We start from the raw sequence: 23,259 nt of genomic DNA, 5'->3' as shown, positions 1-23,259 counted from the left end.
GATGTTTACCCAGAGAGGAAGCCCCCCTTCCTCTCTGCACAAATATCCCACGGGGGTGCGGGGGTGTGAAACCCCCGCCGCACGAGCCGCTGGGCCGGAACGGCCAGAGGCGAGATGAAAGGATTGCGCCCCTTCGCGCGCGCGATTCCATTTGCAGCGATCCAGATGCCGCGCTAGGGGGCAGGGATGGATCTGGTCGAGACACTGGTCGAGGACGCGCGCTGGAACGGGCTTGGCCTTGCCGAGCTGGCGGAACGTGCAGCGGGGGCGGTTCTGGCCGATCTCGGACTGCCGGCCGAAGGGTTCCAGATCAGCCTGTTGGGATGCGACGATGCGCGGATCGCAGTCCTGAACGCCGATTTCCGCGGCAAGCCGCAGCCGACCAATGTGCTGAGCTGGCCATCCGACGAACGCGCGGCCGAGGTTGTCGGCGAGGCGCCGGATCTGCCGTACCCCGGACCGGCCGATGACCCCGAAAGCCTGGGTGACATTGCGATTGCCTGGGAAACCTGTGCGCGTGAGGCCGAGGAGCAGGGCAAGCCCATGGTTGATCATGTGACGCATCTGATCGTGCATGGTGTGCTGCATCTACTGGGCTACGATCACGTCGAGCCCGAAGATGCCGATCTGATGGAGGCGCTGGAGGTGCGGATACTTGCCAGCCTCGGGGTTCCTGACCCATATTATGCGGGCGACCAGGGATTGGCGCTTTCTGGACAAAGGACCGATGGGCAGTAGCACCGACGGGTCTGGTGCAGCGCAGGGTGCGCAGAGCGAGACCGACGAACCCGCCTCCGACCGCAGCCAGCGGGGCTTTTTCGGCAGGCTGCTTTCCGCATTCAGCCCCGCTTCCGAAACACCTGCCGATGACGGTGCATCCGGCACCGCACCCGCACCGCAGGGCCTGCATGTCCTGCGGCGGATGCGGGTGGACGACGTGGCCGTGCCCAAGGCCGAGATCGTGGCGGTCCCGCTGGACATCGGCAAGGAAGAACTGGTTGAGGTCTTTCGCGAGCACGGCTTTTCCCGCGTGCCCGTCTACAAGGGCACGCTCGACCATCCGCAGGGGCTGGTGCTCTTGAAGGATTTCGCCTTGCAGCATGGCTTTGGCGCCTCGGGCCGGTTCAGTCTGAAGCGGCTGCTGCGTCCGATCCTTTACGCCCCGCCCTCGATGCCGACGGGTGTGCTGCTGCAGAAGATGCAGAAGGAGCGTGTGCACATGGCGCTGGTCATCGACGAATACGGTGGAGTCGATGGGCTGGTAACGATCGAGGATCTGATCGAGACCGTCATAGGCGAGATCGAGGACGAACACGACGAAGAGGAAGGCGCCTTGTGGAAAGAGGAAAAGCCCGGCGTGTTTCTTGCCCAGTCCACCGCCCCGCTGGAGGAGATCGAGGCCGCCATCGGCCTGCCTTTGCGCACCGGCGAGGAGGATGAGGAGATCGATACCCTGGGTGGGCTGGTGTATGTGCGCATCGGCAGGGTGCCCGCGCGCGGCGAGGTGGTCGAACACGAATCGGGCGTGCAGTTCGAGGTGGTCGATGCCGATCCCCGACGGATCAAGCGGCTGCGCCTTCGGCTACCCCAGGCCAAGCAGGCGGGCGCTGCCTGAATGATCGTCCTCTCGACCTGGTCCCACGGGCGCCGGCTGGTGCTGGCCTTTGTGCTGGGCGCGTTAGGCGCGCTGGGGCAGGCACCATGGGGCCTTTGGCCGCTGACCGTGGCGACACTGGCCGGGGTGATCTGGTTGATTGCACAGGAAAGGCGGGTCTGGGCGGCGTTCCGGCTGGGGCTTGCTGCAGGCACCGGTCAGTTCGCGCTGGCGCTGTCCTGGATCGTGGAACCCTTCCTGATCGACGTGGCCACCCACGGCTGGATGGCGCCCTTCGCGGTGCTGTTCCTGTCGGTGGGGCTGGGCCTGTTCTGGGGCGCCTCGGCGGCGCTTGCAGTCATGACCCGTGTACCGGCCGTGGGCTTCGTCGCTGCCTTCGCCACGCTTGAATGGCATCGCGGCGTGATCCTGACCGGCTTTCCATGGGCGATGCTGGGCCACAGCTTCATCGGCACGCCGGCCGATCAGGTGGCTGCGTTACTCGGCCCTTCGGGCCTCAGCCTGATGATGCTGCTGGCAGCCGCGCTTCCGGTAGCGTGGCGCTGGCGCGGGGCTGCCGGGTCGGGAGTGATCCTGGCGGCTGCCTTCGGCTTCGGGCTCTGGCGGCTGGGCCAGCCTTTGCCCGAGCCGCGCGAGGGGGTGGTGCGCCTGGTCCAGCCGAATGCCGAACAATCGCTGAAGTGGGATCAGGCTCTGGCCGACATGCACCTCGACCGGCTTCTGGACCTGACGGCGCAGGGCGGTGCTGCCGACCTGACGCTCTGGCCGGAAACGGCAGTGCCGTTCATGCTGGAATATGCGCCGGTGGTGGCCGAGATGGTCACTGCGGCCTCGGGTGGTCGCCCGGTCGTTGTCGGCATCCAGCGCGAGGGCGAGGGGCGGTTCTACAACAGCCTGCGTGTGCTGCAGGACGAAGGGGCAGAGATCGCGCGTTACGACAAGGCGCATCTGGTGCCCTTCGGCGAATACATGCCGCTGGGTGACCTGGCCTATGACTGGTTCGGGCTGACAGCCTTTGCCGCGCAGGTGGGCAATTACTATTCCGCGGGGCCGGGTCCACGGGTGCTGGATCTTGGCCGCTTTGGCAAGGTGCTGCCGCTCATCTGCTACGAGGCGATCTTCCCACGCTTCGTGGCCACCGCGCCAGAGCGGGCCGACTGGATGCTGCAGGCCACGAACGATGCCTGGTTCGGCATCCGGACCGGCCCGTTCCAGCATTTTGACCAGGCCCGGCTGCGTGCGGTGGAACAGGGGTTGCCGCTGCTGCGGGTGGCCAATACCGGGGTGACGGCGGTGGTGGACGCTCGGGGACGCGTCGTCGAGGCCCTGCCCTTCGGCACCCTTGGCAAGCTGGAAGCACGCATCCCGGGTGCCTTGCCGCCCACGCCCTACGCCCGTTGGGGGGATCTGCCCTTCTTCCTGTTGCTGGTGGGCCTCGTCCCGCTGGCCTTTCCGCGCCGGCGTTTCCGCGCCCATTGACGCCCATTCGGCTGCCGTCTAGTCAGATGCAACTTGAACCGCCACAACGGCTTCCTGGCGTGGCGGGGATTCATCCAACGGAGCACTTCCCCATGAGCCGCCTTGATTACGTCTTCACTTCCGAGTCCGTCTCGGAGGGTCACCCCGACAAGGTCTGCGATCGCATCTCGGATGCGGTTCTTGACGCCTTTCTCAGGGAAGAGCCGAACGCCCGCGTCGCCTGCGAGACCTTCGCCACGACGAACCGGGTGGTCGTAGGCGGCGAGGTGGGGCTGTCGTCGAAAGAGGCGACCCATGCCATGATGGGCCGCATCGACGGCATCGTGCGCGAATGCGTGCGCGACATCGGCTATGAACAGAAGAAGTTCCACTGGGAAAAGATCAAGGTTCACAACTACATACATGAGCAGTCCGCCCACATCGCGCAGGGGGTGGACCGCGATGGCGCGGGCGACCAGGGCATCATGTTCGGCTACGCCACGCTTGAGACGCCCGAGTTCATGCCGGCGCCGATCCAGTATGCCCACGCGATCCTGCGCCGGCTGGCCGAGGCCCGCAAATCGGGCGCGGAACCTACGCTGGGGCCCGATGCCAAAAGCCAGCTGACGCTGCGCTACGCTGGCGGCAAGCCGGTCGAGGTGACCTCGATCGTGCTGTCCACCCAGCATGTGTCGAAGCGCCAGACCTCGAAGGTGATCCGCAGGATCGTCGAGCCCTACATCCGCGAGGTTCTGCCCGAGGGCTGGATCACGAAGAAGACCGAATGGCACGTGAACCCCACGGGAACCTTCGTGATCGGCGGGCCGGACGGGGATGCGGGGCTGACGGGCCGCAAGATCATCGTCGATACCTATGGCGGGGCGGCCCCGCATGGCGGCGGCGCGTTCAGCGGCAAGGATCCGACCAAGGTGGACCGCTCGGCCGCCTATGCCGCGCGCTATCTGGCGAAGAACGTGGTGGCGGCGGGCCTGGCCGAACGTTGCACCCTGCAGCTCAGCTATGCCATCGGCGTGGCCAAACCCCTGTCGATCTACGTCGATACCCATGGCACCGGCGTGGTGCCCGAGGCGGTGATCGAGGCAGCGGTGGCAAAGGTCATGGATCTGACCCCGCGCGGAATCCGCACGCATCTGGACCTGAACAAGCCCATCTACCAGCGCACGGCAGCCTACGGCCATTTTGGCCGCGCGCCCGATGCCGACGGCGGGTTCAGCTGGGAAAGGACCGATCTGGTCGAGGCGCTGAAGAAGGCGGTATAGCCGAGAGCCGATCAGTCGTCGCCGCCACGCGCTTGTTCCGGGTGGCCATGACGGGAAGATGACGTCGAACAAGGCGGCTCTGCCTTGACCCTTGGCCTCGGCTCTGCTTGAAGGCCCCGGATCACTTTCGGGGCCTTTCCGATGACCGACGCGGGCGAATACCGCAATTTCTATGGCCGCACCCGTGGCAAGACGCTGCGGGCGCAGCAAAAGGCCGATCTGGAAACCGGCCTTGCCGCGTGGTCGCTGAAAGGTGTGACGCGGCAGGAAAATCCCGGTCGCGCCAAGCTTGACCTGGCCTTCACCGGCGGTCGGCCGTTGTGGCTTGAGGTGGGTTTTGGCGGCGGCGAGCATCTGGTACACATGGCCGCCCGCAACCCCGGCGTCTTCCTGATTGGCTGCGAGCCATTCGTGAACGGCATCGCCATGCTTCTGGGCAAGCTGCGCGACGGCAGGCTGGACAATGTTGCGATCCATCCCGGCGACGTGCGCGATCTGTTCGACGTGCTGCCGGACGGCTGCCTGTCAAAGGTGTTTCTGAACTACCCTGACCCCTGGCCCAAGGCGCGCCACCACCGCCGGCGCTTCGTCACGCCGGGCTACCTCTTGCCTCTGGCCCGCGCCTGCGCCCCGGGCGCCGAGTTCCGGGTTGCAACCGACATCCCCGACTATGTCCGCCAGACGCTGGAGGAGGTGCCGCCTGCCGGGTTCGATCTTGTGGCAGAGGCCGGGCTCGGCGGGGCCTGGGACGACTGGATTTCCACCCGCTATGAGCAGAAGGCGCTTCGCGAGGGGCGCGCGCCGCACTATCTGACTTTCCGCCGCCGCGGGTGAACCGGCTCAGGCCCGGCCCGAGGCGCCCAGGTTGCGCAGGATTGCCCGGGCGGCCTCGACCAGGGGGGCTTCGGTGTCCCGCAGGATCTCGATCCGGTCAAAGCGCGAAGGGTCGCGGTCCAGTGCGGCGCGCAGCGCATGGCCGAAAACCTGGCGCAGCTCGGTGCCGATGTTGAACTTGGCGATGCGCGAGCTGGCCGCAAGCGTCTGGCGCTGGTCCCACGGCACCCCGGAGCCGCCATGGATCACCAGCGGCACATCGGTGACCGCCTCGATCGCCCTGATCCGCGCAAGGTCCAGCCCCGGCCCCGCCTGCCGTTGCAGATGCAGGTTCCCGACCGAGATCGCCATGGCATCCACCCCGGTTGCGCTGGCAAAGCGGGCGGCTTCGGCCGGGTCGGTTCCGTCCGAGGCCGCGCCTTTTGCGTAGCCGACAAAGCCGATCTCGCCCTCGCACGACGCCCCGGCCGCATGGGCCATGCGCACGACCTCGGCGGTCAGGCGTATGTTCTGGTCCAGCGGCAGGCGCGAGCCGTCGAACATGACCGAGGTGAACCCGGCCAGAAGGCCCGCACGGCACTCGTCAAGGCTTCCGCCATGGTCCAGATGTGCCACAACCGGGACCGAGACGCTCTCGGCCAGTGCCCGGAACATCGCGCCCCAGACCGCGACCGGCATGTGGGCCCTGGCTCCGGGGCCAGCCTGAAGGATCACCGGCGCGCGTTCGGCATCTGCCGCCAGGGCATAGGCCCGCGCATCCTCCCAACCCAGGCAGACGAAGCCCGGCACGGCATGGCCCTGCGCCAGGGCCGGACCCAGCACATCGGCCAGTGTTGCGCGGGTCATTTGAACTTGGCCACCATGTCCATGATCCCCGGGATCGTCTGCAGCTGCGCGGCGTGTGTCGGCTGGAAGAACTGTGTCAGGCTGCGCTGCGAAAGGCCGCCGAGGATGGTGAAATAATACATCTCGTATCCCGGCAGCACGCAGCAGGGATGATAGCCCCGGTCGATCTTGACCGTCGAGCCATCGACGATGTGGTACGCGTCGCCCGGTTCATTATCTACCCGCTGCAGCATCTGCAGCCCCGAGCCGTAATCCGGCCGGAAGCGGAAGTTGTAGCATTCGTCGTGCCGGGTCTCGATCAGCCTGCCGTCCGCATCGCGGCGGTCGGTGTCGTGCTTGTGGCTGGGAAAGCCGGACCAGCCGCCCGCGCCGACGGTGAACAGCTCACTCACCAGAAGCCGCCCCACCCGGTCGTGGTATTTCATGCCGAGGATGTGCTTGATCTTGCGGTGCGTCTTGGTGTCGTCCGACCCGTATTGCACCACGTCCAGATCGGTCGCGCGCACGGCGAAAGGTTGCAAGGTCTCGGCAAACCGCGCCCCGGCAATGAAGGTTTCGGTATCGGTCAGCGCGGTCACCCGCGCGCCGGTGTCGGTCGGGACATAGACCCCCTCCGGCTCGCCATCCCAGACGTCGGCGCCCCGGTTGCCGATGCCGGCGAAGGTCTGGCCCGCCGTTTCGACCGTCACCGTTCCGGTCGCCGGAACAACGCAGGTTTCGTAGCCCGCGACGCGATAGTCGAAGGTTTCGCCGGTACGCAGCCGGATGCGGTTGAAATAGACCAGCGGCACCTGCGGGTCGTTCACATCAACGATGGGGCGGTTGGCGTTGTCGAAGGGGGCGATGTGCATGGCGGTCCTTTCACAAGGTCGGGCCGGGATGGGTGGCAAGAAAGGCGTCAAGCTCGGTCCGCGTCGGCATGGCGGGGGCGCAACCGACGCGGGCCACCACCATCGCTGCGGCGGCCGAGCCGCGCAGGACGGCCTCGCCGACCGGGCGCCCTTCTGCCAGGGCTGCAACGAAGGCGCCAAGGAAACTGTCACCGGCGCCGGTGGGCTTCAACGCCTGTGTCGGAAAGATGCCGGTGGCGAATTCGCCGTCGCGTGTAACGGTGACAGAACCCTTCTCGCCGCGCTTGTAGACGACGATCTGCGCGCCGCTTGCGATCAGGCTGCGGGCCTTGTCGAGGCCCTTTTCGGCGTCTCCTGCCATGAAGCCGAATTCCACGTCATTGCCGACGATCACGTCGCACAAGGCGCCGGCGCGGGAATAGACGTCGGCCGCTACGGCGGCTGAGGGCCAGGAATAGGGCCGGTAGTCCACATCGAAGATCAGTGGCAGCCCTGCCGCGCGGGCAAGTTCAAAGGCACGAAAGGCTGCCGCCCGCGAGGGCTCGGCCGCCAGCACGGTGCCGGTGGTGATCAGGGCCGCGTATCGGGCATAATCGGGGCGCTCGATATCGGAAGCAGTCATGGCGAAGTCGGCGGCATTGTTGCGGTAGATGACCGACTGGCAGTCCTCGAGCCGTGTCTCTACCACCGCGAGCGAATTTCGCGCCTCGCCCGCAACACTGCGGACATGGGTACGGTCGATCCCGTAGGCATCCAGCTGGTGCAGACAGAACCGCCCCACCGCATCGTCCGAGACGCAGGTCACCAGCGATGCCCGGCACCCCTGCCGCACCAGGGCCGCCGCGATGTTGGCCGAAGACCCGCCAAGGGCGGCGGTGAAGCGGGTTGCCTCTTCTGTGCGGGTGCCGGGCGGGTCGGCGTAGAGGTCCATCCCCGCCCGGCCGATCACCAGGAAATTCCGGTCGGAAAGACGCGCAAGGTCTGCCATCAGATGCCCCGGCGCTGCCCTGCGCGCCCGGCCTCGACCTCGGCGTGTTTCGCCCGCACGCCCGCATTTTCGGACACCTGGGCCGTTCCGATCTCCCACCAGGCATGGCCTTGTGTGGTCCAGCCTTCGTAGGGATCGACCTGCATCACGATGACATGGGTGCGCTCTGATGCCTTGGCGCGCTGGAAGGCCTCGGCCAGTTCCGCGGGGTTGGTCACGGTCTCTGCCACCGCGCCCATGGCGCGGGCGTGGGCCTCGAAATCCACCGCAAAAGGTTGCGAGACCGTCGGACAATCCCTGATCAGGTTGTTGAAGCTTTCCTGCCCCGTATTGTTCTGCAGCTTGTTGATGACCGCGAATCCGCCATTGTCCAGCACCAGAACGATCAGCTTCTTTCCGGTCAGGACCGATGAATACAGGTCGGAATTCATGAGAAGATAGCTGCCATCGCCGACGAACACGATGGTGTCGCGGTCGGGTTCCTGTTCGCTTTGTGCGATTCTGGCACCCCAGCCGCCGGCAATTTCATATCCCATGCAGGAAAATCCGAATTCCACATCCACCGTGCCGATCCCCAGCGTGCGCCAGTTCGCAGTCACCTCGGCCGGAAGCCCCCCGGCGGCCGTCACGATCCGGTCGCGGGGGTGGCAAAGCGCGTTCACCACGCCGATCGCCTGGGCATAGGAGTTCGGGCGGTTTCCGGGGCGGACGTTCTCGGCCACATAGGCATCCCAGGCATGGCGCTCATCCTGCGCCTTCATCACCCAGCCGGGTGGCGCCCGGTAGCCTGACAGCGCCTGACCCAGCGCGAGGAGCCCCAGCCTTGCGTCCCCCACCACGGGCAGCGACAGGTGCTTTGCCGCGTCATGGCGCCCGGCGTTCAGGCCGATCAGGCGCGCATCCTTTGCAAAAACGGTCCAAGACCCCGTGGTGAAATCCTGCAACCGCGTGCCCACGGCCAGCACCACATCCGCCGCCCCAGCGATTGCATTGGCACTGTCCGATCCGGTGACGCCGATGGGGCCGATGTTCAGCGGATGGTCCGCCAGCAGGTTCGCCCGCCCCGCGATGGTTTCCACCACCGGAATGGCGTGTGCCTCGGCGAAGGCTGTCAGTTCTGCCACTGCGCCGGAATACTGCACCCCGCCGCCTGCGACGATCAAGGGCCGCTGCGCCCCGCGCAGCAGCGCCGCCGCGTCCGCCACCTCGGCAATGTCCGGCGACTGGCGGCGGATCCGATGTAGCCGCCTTGCAAAGAACGACACCGGATAATCGTAGGCCCACCCCTGGACATCCTGCGGCAGGCCCAGGAAGGCCGGGCCGCAATCGGCGGGGTCCAGCATCGTGGCAAGTGCTGCCGGCAGCGATTGCAGCACCTGCGCTGGATGGGTGATTCGGTCCCAGTAACGGCTTACCGCCCTGAAGGCGTCGTTCACGCCAAGGGTCGGATTGCCGAAGTGTTCAAGCTGCTGCAACACCGGGTCGGGCAGGCGGGTCAGAAAGGTATCGCCGCACAGCATCAGCAGCGGCAACCGGTTGGCATGGGCCAGCGCGGCCGCTGTCAGCAGGTTCGCCGTTCCCGGACCCGCGCTTGCCGTGCAGAACATGAAGCGGCGGCGCAGGTGGTATTTGGCATAGGCCGCGGCGGCGAAGCCCATGCTCTGTTCGTTCTGGCCCCGGTAAAGGGGCAGCTCCTTGTGGACCGGATAAAGCGCCTCGCCAAGGCAGGGCACGTTGCCGTGGCCGAAGATGCCGAAGCCGCCGCCGCAGATGCGGAGCTCCTGCCCGTCGATCTCGATGAACTGGTTCATCAGCCAGCGGACGATGGCCTGGGCTACCGTCAGCCTGATCGTGTCACCCATAACTTGCCCTCCCGCAGCCGATCCGGCACCAATCCCGATGACGGGACTTGCGCGCCGTGCAACGGAACGATACAGCTTTTGCAACCGGTTGCAATACTGGTCTTGGGGGGGAACGATGGCGGAAATCGGAATCGGGCTGGTCGGCGGGGGTTACATGGGCAAGGCCCATGCCGTGGCGCTGTCGGCGGTGGGTGCGGTATTCGACACCGCGCTGCGCCCACGGCTGGAGGTGATCGCGGCAACCAGCCTGGCCTCGGCAGAACGCTACGCAAAGGCCTATGGCTTCGCTCGCGCTGCCCGTGACTGGCAGGATCTGGTTGCCGATCCGAAAGTGCAGGCGGTGGTCATCGCCTCGCCTCAGTCCACGCACCGCGCGATTGCCGAGGCCGCCTTCGCCGCCGGCAAGCCGGTGTTCTGCGAAAAGCCGCTGGGCGCCTCGCTTGAAGATGCTCGGGCCATGGTCGCAGCGGCCGAGGCCAGCGGTCTGCCGAACATGATCGGCTTCAACTACGTCCGCACGCCTGCGACACAGTTCGTGCGCCGGCTGCTGGCCGAGGGCGCCATCGGTGACATCACCTGGTTCCGTGGCGAGCATACCGAGGATTTCCTGGCCGATCCCTCGCTTCCTGCCAACTGGCGCACGCGGGATCGGGCGAATGGCTGCATGGGCGACCTTTCCCCCCATCCGATCAACTGCATGCTGGCGCTCATGGGCCCCGTCGCCGAATTGTCGGCGCGGATCGAGACGGTGCACGCCACCCGTCCTGGCCCGAACGGACCCGAGGCCGTGACGAACGACGACCATGCCCAGATGATGCTGCGCTTTGCCAGCGGAGCTATGGGCCATCTTTACATCAGCCGCACGGCGACGGGGCGGAAGATGGGTTATGCCTATGAAATTCACGGCACGAAGGGCGCGATCCGCTTCGACCAGGAGGATCAGAACTCTGTCCATCTCTATCGCGCCGAAGGACCCGAGGCCACGCGCGGCTTCACCCGCATCCTGACCGGCCCCGCGCATCCCGACTTCCTCGCCTTCTGCCAGGGGCCCGGCCACGGCACCGGCTACCAGGACCAGATCATCATCGAGGCCCGCGATTTCCTGACGGCGATCCACACCGGTCAGCCCGTCTGGCCCACCTTCCGCGACGGGCTTGCCGTGTCCCAGATCGTCGAAACCGCCTTCCAGTCGTCGGACAGCGGGCGCTGGCTCGCCGTTCCCCCCACATGAGGATCCCATGACCATCCGTATCGGCAATGCGCCCTGCTCCTGGGGCGTGGAATTCGCGGACGACCCGCGCAACCCGCCTTGGCGGCAGGTTCTTTCTGACTGCGCGCAGGCCGGCTACAAGGGGATTGAGCTTGGCCCCATCGGCTACATGCCCGAAGATCCGGCGGTCCTGGCCGAGGCGCTGGCGGAACACGACCTTACCCTGATTGGCGGCGTGGTCTTCCGACCTTTCCACGACCCGGCCCGGTGGGACGAGGTAATGGACGCTGCCATCCGCACCTGCAAGGCGCTGACCGCGCATGGTGCGCAGCATCTGGTGCTGATCGACTCCATTTCCCCCCGCCGCGCTCCGACTGCCGGCCGTCCCGATGCGGCCGAACAGATGGGCCCCGCCGAATGGGCCGCCTTCCGCGACCGCATCGCCACCGTGGCGAAGATGGGGGCCGAGGATTATGGCCTGACCGTCGGGATCCACGCCCATGCCGCCGGTTTCATCGACTTCGAGCCGGAGCTGGAGCAGCTGCTGGAAGAGGTGGACGAGAAGATCCTGAAGATCTGCTTCGACACCGGCCATCATTCCTACGCCGGCTTCGACCCGGTGGCCTTCATGCGCCGCCATATCGGGCGGATTTCCTACATGCATTTCAAGGACATCGACCCGAAGGTGAAGGCCGATGTGATCGCGAAAGGCACCGGGTTCTACGACGCCTGCGGCCAAGGCATCTTCTGCAACCTCGGGCAGGGGGACGTGGACTTTCCCGCCATTCGCCAGATCCTGTTGGACGCGGGCTTCCAGGGATGGTGCACGGTCGAACAGGACTGCGACCCGACGCTGGACGTAAGCCCCATCGACGACGCGCGGAAGAACCGTGAATATCTGCAATCCATCGGCTTCTGAGGGGGCGACCATGGGCAAACTGAACTGGGGCATGATCGGCGGTGGCGAAGGCAGCCAGATCGGTCCGGCGCATCGGCTGGGTGCGCAGGCCGACGGGCATTTCGCCTTTGTTGCCGGCGCTCTCGACCACCGGCCCGAGGCGGGGCGCGACTATGCCCAGCGCCTTGGCATCGCCCCCGACCGCGCCTATGGCGACTGGCGAGAGATGCTGGAAGGCGAACGGAACCGCCCGGACCGCTGCGATCTGGTGACGGTAGCCACCCCGAACGCCACCCATTTCGAGATCACCAAGGCCTTTCTCGAGGCAGGGTTCCACGTCCTTTGCGAAAAGCCGATGACGATGACGGTTGAGGAAGGCGAGGAAATCGTCCGCGTCGCGGAACGGACGGGCCGCATCTGCGCGGTGAACTACTGCTATTCCGCCTATCCCATGGTCCGCCAGGCCCGCGCCATGGTGCGCAATGGCGACATTGGCAAGGTCAGGCTGGTGGTCACTAATTTCAGCCACGGCCACCACGGCGACGCCACCGATGCCGAGAACCCCCGCGTCCGCTGGCGGTATGACCCGGCGATGGCCGGCGTTTCCGGCCAGTTCGCCGACTGCGGCATCCATGCGCTGCACATGGCCAGCTTCATCTGCGACGACGAAGTGGAAAAGCTTTCCGCCGATTTCGCCTCGACCATCCCGTCCCGCATGCTGGAGGATGACGCGATGGTGAACTTCCGCATGTCGCGCGGCACGGTCGGGCGGCTCTGGACTTCGTCGGTCGCGATCGGGCGGCAGCACGGCTTCGACATCCAGATCTTCGGCGAAACCGGGGGCCTGCGCTGGGCCTCGGAACAGCCGAACCAGCTTTACTACACGCCGGTCGGCGGGCGGACGCAGATCATCGAAAAGGGCGAGGCCGGACTTTACGAGGATGCCAGACGCCTGTCCCGCGTGGCCATCGCCCACCCCGAGGGCTTTCCGCTGGCGGTGGCAAATATCTACTGCGACCTTGCCGACGCAATCCGTGGCGCAGTGCGTGACGGCCTGCCGACCGCACCGGCCGGGGTTCGTTCGATGGCTGCCGTGCATGCGGCGGTGGCATCGGCAAGGGCGGGCGGAGCCTGGACGGATGCCAGGCCGCCGATGTTCCGCAAGGCCGGTTGAACGCTTGTAGGTCCGGGCCCCGGCTGAAAGCGGACCGCTCCTCGTTCGACTCCGTCTCCTCGTCGCGGCACCTGCGCGAGGAGTGACGAAGTCATCGACGAGGCACCGGTTGCGGCTGCGATGACGTTTGTGCCAGCGAGCGCAGGGTCTGGCGTTCGATCAGTTCGCAGGGAAACAGCGTCACCTCTGCCGGGTGCTCGGGGTCGGCGATGGCGGCCGCAACCGCCTTGATCGCGGCGGCAATGATCCGGTCGATCGGCTGGCGGATCGTGGTCAGCCCGATGATCTGCCACCGCGCCATTTCCATGTCGTTCAGCCCGATCAACCCGATGTCGCCGGGCACTGACAGGCCTGCCTCCCGGATGGCGCTGAGTGCGCCGATGGCCAGCAGGTCATCACCGCAGAAATAGGCTTCGGCGGGGCCGCCTTCCAGAAGGCGCTGCATTTCGGCCCGGCCAGCGTCGAAGGTGTAGTCCGAGGCATAGCTGGTGCTGACAGCAATCCCGGGCTGGCCGCGGAGGGCGGCCAGGAAACCGGTTGCCCGGTCCTGGGTCGAACTTGCCGCTTCGGGCCCGCCCAGAAAGCCGATCTTGCGATACCCCCTTGCGATCAGCGTCTCGGCGGCCATTCTTCCGCAGGCGATGTTGTCGATCCCGACAATTGGCACCTCGGGCGCCTCCGAAGGGCGGCCGAAAGCATGGACCACCGGAATACCCGCCTGCCGGAACGCCGCGGCAAATTCGGTCGGCAGAGTGGATGATGCGACGATCACGCCATCCACCGAATACTGGCGCAACATGCGCACCGATCCTGCCGGATCTGTCGCGGCGCTGAGGTTCACCACCAGCGGTCTCAGCCCCTGATCCTGAAGGCCGCGGGTGAACTGATCGAACACCTCAAGGATCGCGGGGTTGTGGAAATTGGTGACGACGAGGCCGATCAGCTTGGTCCGCCCGGTGGTCAGCGCCGAGGCCAGTGCGTTCGGCGCATAGCCCAGAGCCTCGGCCGCCGCCTCGATCCTGGCCCTTGTCCGGGGCGAGACCGACGCGCCGGGCGTGAAGGCGCGCGACACGGCCGATCGCGACACGCCCGCGCGTTCCGCCACATCCTTCAGCGTAACTGCCATGCGCCGTCCCGGTTCTGTTCCGTCCTGAGGGGCGCAGTCTACACGCAGCGGCCCCGGGGGCAATGCCGCAGCCACTTGTTCCGTGCTGCACGCAGGGGCATTCTGACCCCGCAGCACCGGGGGAAGCGCCGTGACCAGAAGAACCTGCATCGTCACCGGGGCCGGGCGCGGCATCGGCGCGGCCGTTGCGCGCGAGATGCACGCCCGCGGCTATGCCGTGGTGCTGATGTCGCCGTCCGAGAACTGCCTGAAGCTGGCGGCAGAACTGGGCGGGGTTGCCAGGTGCGGGGTGGCGCAGAGCGAAGCCGATCTTGCCGCCATCGTCGATCTGGCGCTGCACACATACGGGCGGATTGACGCTGTACTGAACCATACCGGCCATCCGCCCAAGGGCGATCTGCTGGAAATCGCCGACGAGGGTTGGGATCTGGCCCATGAGATGATCCTGAAATCGGTCCTGCGCATGGCGCGCCTTGTCACGCCGGTGATGGAACGGCAGGGCGGCGGGTCCATCGTCAACGTAACGACCTACGCCGCCTTCGAGCCTTCGCTCTGGTTCCCGGCCTCCTGCACCTACCGGGCGGCGGTTTCGTCCTTCACCAAGCTTTACGCCGACCGCTACGGGCCGCAGAACATCCGCATGAACTGCCTGGCGCCAGGTTTCACAGACAGCCTGGATGTCGGCAAGTATGCCCACCTTGCCGCGCTGAAGCGGATCGCCACCGTGCAGGAACAGGCCAAGGCCGCGGCCTTCCTGCTGACTGACGATTCGAGCTATGTTACCGGCCAGACCCTGCGGGTCGATGGCGGACTGACCCGCCACGTCTGAGCCGGCGCCTCAGAAATCGGTCGGTGCCCCGCCTTCCTGCTTGCGCCGCGCCACGAACTGGCGCAGCTCTTCCTGATGGTCGCCATTCATGGGCGGTGGCTGGAACTCGGCCAGGATCTGCTTGTACAGGCGGTGCGCCCGTTCGACCGTCCAGACCGAACCGTCCGCCTGCCACGCTTCGTAGTTGCGCCAGTCGCTGACGAAGGGCGCATAGAAGGCGTGCTGATAGCGGTCCTGCGTGTGCTGGACGCCGAAGTAATGCCCGCCTGGTCCGACCTCGCGGATCGCGTCGAAGGCAAGGTCCGCCTCGGTCGTGGCCCAGGTCGCCTCTTCGAAATAGCGCTGGATCATCTGCAGCACTTCGCAGTCCATCACGAACTTCTCGGGGCTGGCGATCAGCCCTCCTTCCAGCCAGCCGGCCGCGTGATAGACCATGTTGGTGCGGCTTTGCACCGCAGCCCACAGGCTGTTCGAGGTTTCCCACATCGCTTGCCCGTCCGGCACGTTCGCCGCGCAGACGCCGGACGATCGCAACGGAACGCCGTAGAACCGCACCAGCTGGCCGGTCATCTGCGTTGCCCGCATGTATTCGGGCGTGCCGAATGCGGGGGCGCCCGACTTCATGTCCACGTTCGAGGTGAAGGTGCCGATCGCCACCGGACAGCCCGGCGCGATGTATTCCAGCAGCGCGATCGCCGCCAGCGCCTCGGCAATCGAAAGGGCCACCGCCCCGGCCATGGTCACCGGTGCCATTGCGCCGGCCAGCGTGAAGGGCGTTACCACCACGGGCTGCCCGCGCCGCGCCAGCCGCATTGCGCCATCCAGCATCGGATAGTCGTGCTTCAGCGGGCTGACCGAGTTGATGTTGGTATACATCCGTGGCCTGGCGCGGAACTCGTCGTCCGTCAGCCCACCGGCGATGCGGACCATTTCCATCACGTCCTCGACCCTCTCGGCGCCCAGCGAATAGGCATGCACGACCTTGTCGGTCAGCGTCAGCTTTTCATACAGGCAATCCAGGTGACGGACCGAGGCATGGATGTCCACCGGCTCTACCGGATAGCCGCCGGCGATGTGGATGCAGTTGAAATACTGCGTCAGCTTCATGAATTCCTTGAACGTCTCGAAATCGCCAGAGCGTTTGCCGCGTTCCATGTCCCAGGCGTTGGGTGGGGAAGAGACGTTGACGAAGACCATGTGGTTGCCGCCCATCACGATCTCGCGGTCCGGGTTGCGCGGGGTGATGGTAAAGCTTTCGGGCGCTCGGCCGACCATCTCCATCACGAAGGCTTCGTCCATGCGGACGTTGGTGCCATTCACGATGCAGCCGGCGCGGCGCAGATTGTCCACTGCATCGGGGTTCAGGAACTCGATCCCGATTTCGGACAGGATGCGCATCGCGGTCTTGTGAATGCGCTGGACACCCTCGGCATCAAGCGGCTCGATGGGCCGGTCCGGGTTTACCGGGATGCGCCAGGGCATCTGGTCGATTACCGCCGTTCCCGCGCGGGTCTGCATCCCCGCACGTCCTCCGGCGCGTTTCCTGCGGGTCGGCTCCTGGTTCATCGCCCATCTCCCTTGTCTTGCGGCGAGGATGGCGGAAGCCGCAGCGGCATGGGAACCATGCGTGCGACACAAAAGCGTCGTTTTCGGACAATGGGTGCGGGTTCAGGCGGCCTGTGCGTCCAGCCAGCCGGGCAGTGCGCCGATATCGGGCAGGATCACGTCGGCCAGATCGGCCAGCTCGGGGGCTTTTGCGATACCGGTCAGCACCGCAACGGTGCGCATCCCCGCCGCCCGGCCCGCCTGAAGGTCGTGGCGGCTGTCGCCCACCATCGCCACCCGCGCCGGCTGCAGACCGAGGCCGTGGGCGAAGGCGAGGCACATCCCCGGGCCGGGCTTGGCGCCATGGCCGGAATCGTAGCCCGAGATGAAGTCGAAGCATTCGGTGATTCCGTGGGCAGCCAGGTGCTGGCGCGCGGGGGCCTCGGAATCGTTGGTGGCCAGACCCAGCCGAAGGCCACGCGACCGCAGCCCGGACAGCAGCGGACGCAGGGGCACCGCTTCCGACATGGGGGCTGCGCCGGCGGTGGTGTCGATCCGCTCGGTCAGCTCGGCGACCGATATCCCGCCCAGCTCCGGGGCCAAGGCCGCGGCGATGTCCGCGGCGGTGGCGGCAATCACCGGACTGTCGGGGGCAAAGGTCAGCGTGGCGGCGTCAAAGCCGATGGCTTGGCCCAGGCTCCGGGCATGGTCGGCATCTCGCGCCAGGTCGGCCAGAAAGCCGGCGGCCCAGCGGCCCCAGCTGACGCGAAAGTCGAACAGCGTCCCGTCCTTGTCGAAAAGCAGTCCGTCGATCATGGGCACCCCACAGTTCAGGTCCAGTGCGGCACCGCGCCGCCCGGCAGCGCGGCCCGGGCCGCCTGCGGTTCCGTATATGGGAGCGAATGCGCGTCACAGAAAGCCATCACCCGCCGATCGTCCATCAGCAGGAAATCGAGAATCGCCAGATGAAAGTCCGCATCTGCGGCGCGCGCGCGCAGATCGTCCGGGCCGGCTCCGGTTGCCGTCAGGAATTCACGGATCAGCACCTCGTCGGAGGCCAGCCAGGCAAGTGCCCGGATGGCGAGCAGTTGCGCAGAGTCCTGTCGGTTATTCACGCGGTGTCCTGCGTTTTCGTTTTGCCCGGGCCGGTATTCCGGCCGCCACAGGGGCTTTGGAAAGGATTTCTTAACCACCTCGGTAACACACTGTTCACTGTCTGGGGAAGGAGTCGTGGCAGCGGATGATGAGCGGGCGGGTCCTCATAGTCGATGACGTGGCGACCAATCGCATCCTGTACAAGGCGCGGTTGGCTGCGGCATTCTATGAGCCGATCCTGGCTGCCGATGGCGCAGCTTGCCTGACCGCTGCCGTCGAACAGCGGCCGGATCTCATCCTGCTTGATCTGGTCCTGCCCGACATCCCTGGCCATGAGGTTCTGCGCCGTCTGCGCGCCGATCCGCGCACCGCCGCGATTCCTGTCATCGTGCTTACCGCCACCCAGGACGCGGGGGAACGTCTGGCCGCATTTTCTGCCGGGGCGGACGATGTGATCGTGAAGCCTGCTGCCGATCAGGTCTTGCTTGCGAGGGTGCGCAACCTGCTGCGCGCACGGGCTGACAACGATTTCCCGGCCGGCGGGACGCCGATCCCCGGTCTTGCCGAACCGGCGGCAAAGTTCGAGCCTGCGGCCAGCGTTGCGCTGGTCTCGTCCCGGATCGACGAGGCGCGGCGCCTGCAACGGGAGCTGTCAGGCGTCCTTCGCGGCCGCCTGCGGGTGCTGTCGCGGCCACAGGCGCTGGCCGAGGCGGCACAGTTTCCCGCGGGTGCCAGCGTGCCGGATGTGTTCATCGTGCGCGATGACGGAAGCGACGAGGCGGGTGCGCTGCGCTTCCTGTCCGAACTGAAAAGCCACCAGGCCACGCGGCATTCCGCTGTCTGTGTCCTTGGCCCGGTCGGCGAGGGGGACGATGCGGCGATGGCCTTCGATCTGGGCGCCGATGATGTGGTGGGCCCGAACGTCACGCCTGCAGAACTGGCCTTGCGCACCAGCAGCCTGGTACGGCGCAAGCGTCAGGGCGACCGGCAACGTGCCCGCATGCAGGACAGCCTGCGCCTTGCGCTCGTCGATCCGCTGACCGGGCTTTACAACCGCCGCCACGCCATGCCGCAGCTTGAGGCCATCGCCGCCGCCGCTGCCGACACCGGCAGCCCCTTTGCGGTGATGGTGATCGACCTTGACCGCTTCAAGCTGGTCAATGACCAGCATGGCCATGCCGCAGGCGACCAGGTTCTGGTCGAGGTCGCGCGTCGGCTGACGGCCAATCTGCGATCCACCGATCTGCTGGCCCGCATCGGCGGGGAGGAGTTCCTGGTCGCTCTGCCCGACTGCTCGATGGCCGAGGCCCGGCGTGTGGCCGAACGTCTGTGCGAGGCGGTCGAGGAACTGCCTGTCCGGCTGGCCTCGCGGCAGCGCCTTTCGGTCACGGTTTCGATCGGTGTGGCGGTGGCGAACCCGCGGCTGCATCAGCCCATCGCTGCCGAGAAGGTGGTGGAACAGGCCGACCTGGCCTTGCTTGATTCCAAGGGGGCAGGGCGCAACCAGGTCACCTATCGCCTGTCAGCCGCCTGACATCTCAGTTCCCGGACCGTCGGCGAAGACCCTTTTCCAGCCGGTCGGCAAAGGCACGACGCTGGGCATCCGACATTTCCAGAAGCCGCCGCGCGATCAGCTCGCGGCCAAGGGCCAGCCGGTCGGCCATACGCACCTCGATGGCCGCCAGCGCGGCCTGCATGGCGTCGGCATCGAACGGGCTGGTGCGAAGGGCCACAAGCAGTGTGGCGAATTCCTCTTGCGTCGCCGCCCTTGCCTCGCGGAAGCCGGGGGCACGGTCCTGCAACGCCTTGCGAAGGGCGCGGCGGTCCTGCGCATCCAGCGCTTCGCTGAACGGCCCGAAGGACAGATCGCGCGGCATCCGGTCGCGAGGTGGGCCTTCCCTGACCCAGGCCCCAAGCGCCAGGCCCGCAACCGTCAGGTTTAGCGCCACCGAAATCGCCAGCGCAATCTTGATCCAGCGTGATGCGCCAATGCCTTCTGCCGGCTTTGCCATGACTCAGCCCTCCGTCATCAGGAAGTCGGTCGAAGGGAACAGGTCCACCGTCTCGGCTGAGGCGACCCCGCCGGTCAGGTAGTCGACTGTCGCGGGGTCGAGGTAGCCGACCACAAGGCCCACGATCAGGAAGGAACACACCCCGGCCAGGACCGGACCGCCGCCGAAGGCCTGAGCGAGGCGCGCAAGCCAGCCCACCCGCGGCGCGTCTTGCATCATGACCGGTGCCAGTACCTGTTCGCCGAGCGCATCGGCCAGAACCCGGTCCATCAGTCCTGGCGAGGGCTTGGGCCGCGTTCGGGCGGCCATGTCCAGCAGATCATCCAGATCCCTATCCCGCATCGCGGTCATCCTCATATCCCAGCGCCGATTTCTGCCCTGCAAGTGCATTGGACAAGGCCCTCTTGCCCCGCGCAGTCAGGCTTTCCACAGCCTCGACCCCGATCTCCATCACGGCGGCGATCTCGGGGTTCGAAAGCCCCTCGATATGCCGCAGCACCACGGCCTGACGCTGCCGGTCGGGCAGTCCGGCCAGTGCCGCCTCAAGCGCGGCCAGTCGGCGGGCATCCTGAAGCCGTCCGTCGGGGCTTGGCGCCCCGTCCACGGGCTCTGGCGCGGCGTCAAGCCCCACCTGCCCCTTCCGCCGCACCGACCGCTGCCGGTCGATGCACAGGTTCGTGGCGACCCGATAGGCCCAGGTCGTCACCTTCGTCTCGCCTTGCCGCCAGTCGCGCGCCACGCGCCACAGCCGCAGCATGGTTTCCTGCACCACATCCTCGGCCTCGGCCCGGTCGCCACCCAGCATCCGCACGGCATAGGCCAGGATGCGGGGGGTGATGCGCTGGGTCAAAGCCAGTGCCGCGTGACGGTCTCCATTCGCATAGAGCACCATCAGTGCCTCGTCCGAGGTGTCGCTGTCCGCATCATAGGCCATGGTCATGCTGCAAGGGGTCTAGCCTGTCCGGCGGCCGGGACAAAGCCCGATCAGTTCCAGTCGTGGCCCATCATGCCCTGCTTGCGCTTCTTGCCCATCCGTTGGCCGGCGGCCTCGAGTTCCTCTTTCGAGATCAGCCCGTCACCATCGCTATCGAGACGCGAAAAGGCCATTTCGGCTGGGCCCTTGCCCATTTCCTCCAGCGAAAGTCTGCCGTCGCCGGTGACGTCGCGCCGTTGCAGCATCCGGTCGGCACGCTGGCCCATGCGTTCGGTCATCATGGCCATCTGGTGCGCCGCGATCTCGTCGCGGTCCAGAACCCCGTCGCCGTTCGCATCGGCCGCGGTGAACATCGCCTCGCGGTGGGCGGCCAGTTCTGCCGGCGAAATCTTGCCGTCGCCGTCCGTGTCGATCCCGTCGAACATCTGCAGAAGCATCGCGCCAGGGCCGGGGCCGCGGCCTGGCCCCATGTCGGCCAGCGCGGCCGTGGCGACGGCTGACCCGATCAGGGCAAGCGCAACAAGGGTGGTCTTGGTTCGTGCAGGCATGGTCATCTCCATTTCCAGGCCGCTTTCCAGGGCCCTTCTGCGCATTCTCACGTCCGGCTTCCGCCATTCCGTCGCAAATCTTTGCGACATCGGGACACAGGGGCCGACTGCCCCCTTTTCCCTGCCCTGCCCGCGGCGCTAATGTCCCGGCCCTGTCCGGCGGGGCGAGTCCCGCCTTTGCGAAAGTCCGTCCGATGTGCCCTGTCGATACTGCCGTCCCTGTCTTTCCTGCGTTGGAGGATGATCGCCCCGTCCGCACTGCCCTGTTGCGTGGCTGGCGGCGGCGTTGTCCGAAATGCGGGGCGGGGCCTATGCTGCGCGGCTATCTGACCGTGCGCGATACCTGCCCGGTCTGTGGCGAGGCCCTGCACCACCACCGCGCCGACGACGGGCCTGCCTATCTGACGATTCTGATCGTCGGCCACCTGATGGCGCCCCTCCTGATGGTGGTCTTCACCACCTGGCGGCCCGAGCCTCTGACGCTGGCCGCGATCTTCACCGTGGGCACCGTCGCGCTGTCGCTGTATCTTCTGCCGCGGCTGAAGGGGGCGATGGTGGCGTTGCAATGGGCCAAGCGGATGCACGGTTTCGGTTCCAGCCCCGATGTCTGAACCGATCCGCCCCGCGGCTACCGTGATTCTGACGCGCAGTGGTCATGAGGGTCCGCAGGTCCTGATGGGCCAGCGTGGGGCCGGGGCGGTGTTCATGCCGTCGAAATTCGTCTTTCCCGGTGGCGGGATCGACCCGGAGGATCACACTGCGCCGCAGCGCGGCTGGCTGGCAGTGGACTGCGCCCGCCGCCTTGCGCTGCTGACGCCCGAGGACGCCCCCGCCCCGGATGTTACCGTCGCCGCCGCCCTGCGCGAACTGCGCGAGGAAACCGGATTGCGCCTTTCCGGCCCGCGCCAGGGCGGCCTGCGTTTCGTGTTCCGCGCGATCACACCGCCCGGCCGTCCGCGCCGCTTTGATGCGCGTTTCCTCTTGGCCGATGCCGATGACCTGGCCGGCGACCCCGAGGATTTCGCTGCCGCCTCGGGCGAACTTTCGCATCTTGGTTGGTTGCCTCTGGCGCAGGCCCGCGCACTGGACCTGCCCTTCGTGACCGAGGTGGTGCTGGCAGAGGTTGCCGCCCTATTGGCCGGAGGCGATCAGCCCGGTGTGCCGTTCTTCGACAACTCTGGCCCCACGCCGCAGTTCCGGCGTCTCGTCTGACGTCACGGCGCCGCCCTTGTCCACCGGCCAGATCGGGTGCGGCACCGGATCCTTGGCGCGGAACAGATAGTGGCGGAAGATCTCGGCATAGTTCCGGTAGCGGTAGCCTTCGTTTCGCCGCAGGTAATGTTCGCGGTTGGCGAAATACATCCCTGGCAGGCGATACCACGGCACGTTCGGGTGCATGTGGTGGACAACATGGAAATTGTTGTTCAGGAACAGAAGCGAAAGCGGGCCACGGCTTTCGATTATGACAGTCCGCGCCCGGGCCGCCTCGTGCGCGCGGTGTTCCAGGTAGGTGCGGATCTTCAGCAGGCTCCAGCCCAGATAGGCCGCGACCAGCCACGCCCAAACCGGCATCGGCACCCAGGCCAGCCACAGAAGCACCAGTGCCACACCTGGCACATGCAGCGCCCAGGCCAGCCAGACCCGCCGGTCGCCGCGGCGCATTGCCGCCAGATCGCCCGTGACCAGCGCCCAGGTGGAAATCGCCGGGCCGACCAGCATGCGCCCGGCCAGCGTGTTGTTGAAACGCAGCAGAGCTCGCACCGGCATCGGCAGCCGCGCCCACACCGCCGGATCGAGGTAGTTCGATTCAGGGTCGTCATAGGGGTCGGTCAGCGCTGGGTCGAAGTGGTGCTGTAGATGCGTGTCCTTGAACCGCAGGTAAGGCACGAAGAACGTCAACCCCGGAAAGACCAGCGCCTCGGACAGTGTCTGGTTGCGGAACGGGTGGCCGTGCAGCACCTCGTGCGTCAGCGAGGAAAACTGCCCGATGGCCAGTGCGGCAGCCAGGATGGCAAGGGTGGGTGACAGCTGCCACAGCACGGTGCTGGCCAGCGCCCAAAGCGCATAGGTGGCGGCAAAGACGATCAGGGTGGGCCATTCGACGGCCCGGGTCGCAGTCTGCAAGATGATCCCCGGAAATATGACTCTGGCGTC

Annotated in this window: 25 protein-coding genes and 1 riboswitch; of the genes, 12 read left to right on the top strand and 13 right to left on the bottom strand. The window is 66.6% G+C overall.

The annotated features are described in order from the left end of the window. Positions 1 to 186 precede the first annotated feature (186 nt). The 5 genes from ybeY (at position 187) to EZM81_RS05745 (ending at position 5,187) form a co-directional block, all read left to right on the top strand. Complete coding sequence (gene ybeY / locus EZM81_RS05765; RefSeq protein ID WP_136645102.1) at positions 187 to 738, top strand: rRNA maturation RNase YbeY; 552 nt, start codon at positions 187 to 189, stop codon at positions 736 to 738. After that, positions 728 to 1,615: a transporter associated domain-containing protein gene (locus tag EZM81_RS05760; RefSeq protein ID WP_135448806.1), complete on the top strand. Its 888-nt coding sequence runs from the start codon at positions 728 to 730 to the stop codon at positions 1,613 to 1,615. The genes ybeY and EZM81_RS05760 overlap by 11 nt, the downstream gene beginning before the upstream one ends. Further along, the gene (gene lnt, locus EZM81_RS05755) at positions 1,616 to 3,094 is read left to right on the top strand and encodes an apolipoprotein N-acyltransferase (RefSeq protein ID WP_136645101.1); all 1,479 of its coding nucleotides are present in this window, start codon (positions 1,616 to 1,618) and stop codon (positions 3,092 to 3,094) included. It begins immediately after the preceding gene. A 35-nt stretch (positions 3,095 to 3,129) separates the two neighbouring features. Next, positions 3,130 to 3,179: riboswitch (SAM-SAH riboswitch) on the top strand. A gap of 7 nt (positions 3,180 to 3,186) precedes the next feature. Continuing rightward, a complete protein-coding gene (gene metK, locus EZM81_RS05750) occupies positions 3,187 to 4,353 on the top strand; it encodes a methionine adenosyltransferase (RefSeq protein WP_136645100.1) in 1,167 nt (388 codons plus the stop codon). A 141-nt stretch (positions 4,354 to 4,494) separates the two neighbouring features. Continuing rightward, positions 4,495 to 5,187, top strand: a complete 693-nt coding sequence (locus tag EZM81_RS05745; RefSeq protein WP_136645099.1) for a tRNA (guanosine(46)-N(7))-methyltransferase TrmB — start codon at positions 4,495 to 4,497, stop codon at positions 5,185 to 5,187. Between the two features lie 6 nt (positions 5,188 to 5,193). Here the strand turns inward: EZM81_RS05745 and EZM81_RS05740 are convergent, their stop codons facing one another. The 4 genes from EZM81_RS05740 to iolD are packed head-to-tail and all read right to left on the bottom strand — an operon-like array spanning position 5,194 to position 9,734. Further along, positions 5,194 to 6,033 carry a class II fructose-bisphosphate aldolase gene (locus EZM81_RS05740; protein WP_136645098.1) on the bottom strand — a complete coding sequence of 280 codons (840 nt, stop codon included), beginning with the start codon at positions 6,031 to 6,033 and terminating at the stop codon, positions 5,194 to 5,196. Then, a complete protein-coding gene (locus tag EZM81_RS05735; protein ID WP_136645097.1) occupies positions 6,030 to 6,884 on the bottom strand; it encodes a 5-deoxy-glucuronate isomerase in 855 nt (284 codons plus the stop codon). Before EZM81_RS05735 ends, EZM81_RS05740 begins: the two co-directional genes overlap by 4 nt. 10 nt (positions 6,885 to 6,894) lie before the next feature. Further along, the gene (iolC, locus tag EZM81_RS05730) at positions 6,895 to 7,872 is read right to left on the bottom strand and encodes a 5-dehydro-2-deoxygluconokinase (protein ID WP_136645096.1); all 978 of its coding nucleotides are present in this window, start codon (positions 7,870 to 7,872) and stop codon (positions 6,895 to 6,897) included. After that, on the bottom strand, positions 7,872 to 9,734 hold the full coding sequence (iolD, locus tag EZM81_RS05725; protein WP_136645095.1) for a 3D-(3,5/4)-trihydroxycyclohexane-1,2-dione acylhydrolase (decyclizing): 1,863 nt from the start codon (positions 9,732 to 9,734) through the stop codon (positions 7,872 to 7,874). Before iolD ends, iolC begins: the two co-directional genes overlap by 1 nt. 115 nt (positions 9,735 to 9,849) lie before the next feature. On the opposite strand from iolD, the gene EZM81_RS05720 reads away from it, so the two are divergent. The 3 genes from EZM81_RS05720 to EZM81_RS05710 are packed head-to-tail and all read left to right on the top strand — an operon-like array spanning position 9,850 to position 13,016. Continuing rightward, positions 9,850 to 10,965, top strand: a complete 1,116-nt coding sequence (locus tag EZM81_RS05720) for a Gfo/Idh/MocA family protein (protein WP_136645094.1) — start codon at positions 9,850 to 9,852, stop codon at positions 10,963 to 10,965. Between the two features lie 7 nt (positions 10,966 to 10,972). After that, positions 10,973 to 11,863, top strand: coding sequence for a TIM barrel protein (locus tag EZM81_RS05715; protein WP_135448814.1), 891 nt, complete (start codon positions 10,973 to 10,975; stop codon positions 11,861 to 11,863). A gap of 10 nt (positions 11,864 to 11,873) precedes the next feature. Then, on the top strand, positions 11,874 to 13,016 hold the full coding sequence (locus EZM81_RS05710; RefSeq protein WP_136645093.1) for a Gfo/Idh/MocA family protein: 1,143 nt from the start codon (positions 11,874 to 11,876) through the stop codon (positions 13,014 to 13,016). Between the two features lie 91 nt (positions 13,017 to 13,107). On the opposite strand, the gene EZM81_RS05705 is transcribed toward EZM81_RS05710, so the two are convergent. Next, positions 13,108 to 14,142 carry a LacI family DNA-binding transcriptional regulator gene (locus EZM81_RS05705; protein ID WP_136645092.1) on the bottom strand — a complete coding sequence of 345 codons (1,035 nt, stop codon included), beginning with the start codon at positions 14,140 to 14,142 and terminating at the stop codon, positions 13,108 to 13,110. A 130-nt stretch (positions 14,143 to 14,272) separates the two neighbouring features. Here EZM81_RS05705 and EZM81_RS05700 point away from each other — a divergent pair, with 130 nt between their 5' ends. Further along, positions 14,273 to 14,971 carry an SDR family oxidoreductase gene (locus EZM81_RS05700; RefSeq protein WP_135448817.1) on the top strand — a complete coding sequence of 233 codons (699 nt, stop codon included), beginning with the start codon at positions 14,273 to 14,275 and terminating at the stop codon, positions 14,969 to 14,971. A 9-nt stretch (positions 14,972 to 14,980) separates the two neighbouring features. On the opposite strand, the gene EZM81_RS05695 is transcribed toward EZM81_RS05700, so the two are convergent. The 3 genes from EZM81_RS05695 to EZM81_RS05685 all read right to left on the bottom strand — a co-directional run bounded on the left by EZM81_RS05695 (position 14,981) and on the right by EZM81_RS05685 (position 17,631). Next, positions 14,981 to 16,537, bottom strand: a complete 1,557-nt coding sequence (locus tag EZM81_RS05695) for a trimethylamine methyltransferase family protein (protein WP_136645091.1) — start codon at positions 16,535 to 16,537, stop codon at positions 14,981 to 14,983. A 102-nt stretch (positions 16,538 to 16,639) separates the two neighbouring features. Next, positions 16,640 to 17,332: an HAD family hydrolase gene (locus EZM81_RS05690; protein WP_135448819.1), complete on the bottom strand. Its 693-nt coding sequence runs from the start codon at positions 17,330 to 17,332 to the stop codon at positions 16,640 to 16,642. Positions 17,333 to 17,346: 14 nt separating this feature from the next. Then, positions 17,347 to 17,631 (bottom strand): DUF3572 domain-containing protein, encoded by a 285-nt coding sequence (locus EZM81_RS05685; protein WP_135448820.1) that lies wholly within the window; start codon positions 17,629 to 17,631, stop codon positions 17,347 to 17,349. 128 nt (positions 17,632 to 17,759) lie between these two features. On the opposite strand from EZM81_RS05685, the gene EZM81_RS05680 reads away from it, so the two are divergent. Beyond that, positions 17,760 to 19,145: a diguanylate cyclase gene (locus tag EZM81_RS05680; protein WP_136645090.1), complete on the top strand. Its 1,386-nt coding sequence runs from the start codon at positions 17,760 to 17,762 to the stop codon at positions 19,143 to 19,145. Between the two features lie 4 nt (positions 19,146 to 19,149). On the opposite strand, the gene EZM81_RS05675 is transcribed toward EZM81_RS05680, so the two are convergent. The 4 genes from EZM81_RS05675 to EZM81_RS05660 are packed head-to-tail and all read right to left on the bottom strand — an operon-like array spanning position 19,150 to position 21,150. Beyond that, complete coding sequence (locus tag EZM81_RS05675; RefSeq protein WP_135448821.1) at positions 19,150 to 19,623, bottom strand: periplasmic heavy metal sensor; 474 nt, start codon at positions 19,621 to 19,623, stop codon at positions 19,150 to 19,152. 3 nt (positions 19,624 to 19,626) lie between these two features. Beyond that, positions 19,627 to 19,965: a dihydroorotate dehydrogenase gene (locus tag EZM81_RS05670; RefSeq protein WP_135448822.1), complete on the bottom strand. Its 339-nt coding sequence runs from the start codon at positions 19,963 to 19,965 to the stop codon at positions 19,627 to 19,629. Then, the gene (locus tag EZM81_RS05665) at positions 19,955 to 20,563 is read right to left on the bottom strand and encodes an RNA polymerase sigma factor (RefSeq protein WP_135448823.1); all 609 of its coding nucleotides are present in this window, start codon (positions 20,561 to 20,563) and stop codon (positions 19,955 to 19,957) included. The genes EZM81_RS05670 and EZM81_RS05665 overlap by 11 nt, the downstream gene beginning before the upstream one ends. A 44-nt stretch (positions 20,564 to 20,607) precedes the next feature. Further along, the gene (locus tag EZM81_RS05660) at positions 20,608 to 21,150 is read right to left on the bottom strand and encodes an EF-hand domain-containing protein (protein WP_169052316.1); all 543 of its coding nucleotides are present in this window, start codon (positions 21,148 to 21,150) and stop codon (positions 20,608 to 20,610) included. Between the two features lie 149 nt (positions 21,151 to 21,299). Here EZM81_RS05660 and EZM81_RS05655 point away from each other — a divergent pair, with 149 nt between their 5' ends. Beyond that, positions 21,300 to 21,716 carry a DUF983 domain-containing protein gene (locus EZM81_RS05655; protein ID WP_135448825.1) on the top strand — a complete coding sequence of 139 codons (417 nt, stop codon included), beginning with the start codon at positions 21,300 to 21,302 and terminating at the stop codon, positions 21,714 to 21,716. After that, entirely contained in the window at positions 21,709 to 22,317 is a 609-nt protein-coding gene (locus EZM81_RS05650; protein WP_136645088.1) for an NUDIX hydrolase, read from the top strand. The genes EZM81_RS05655 and EZM81_RS05650 overlap by 8 nt, the downstream gene beginning before the upstream one ends. Here EZM81_RS05650 and EZM81_RS05645 read toward each other — a convergent pair. After that, positions 22,237 to 23,229 (bottom strand): fatty acid desaturase, encoded by a 993-nt coding sequence (locus tag EZM81_RS05645; RefSeq protein ID WP_371685722.1) that lies wholly within the window; start codon positions 23,227 to 23,229, stop codon positions 22,237 to 22,239. The genes EZM81_RS05650 and EZM81_RS05645 overlap by 81 nt on opposite strands. Between the last annotated feature and the right edge of the window lie 30 nt (positions 23,230 to 23,259).

Origin of the sequence: Tabrizicola sp. YIM 78059 (assembly GCF_004959785.1) — a bacterium.
Lineage (GTDB): Bacteria > Pseudomonadota > Alphaproteobacteria > Rhodobacterales > Rhodobacteraceae > Tabrizicola > Tabrizicola caldifontis.
The sequence above is the reverse complement of the archived record's forward strand: the minus strand, read 5'-3'. Positions and strand labels throughout refer to the sequence as shown.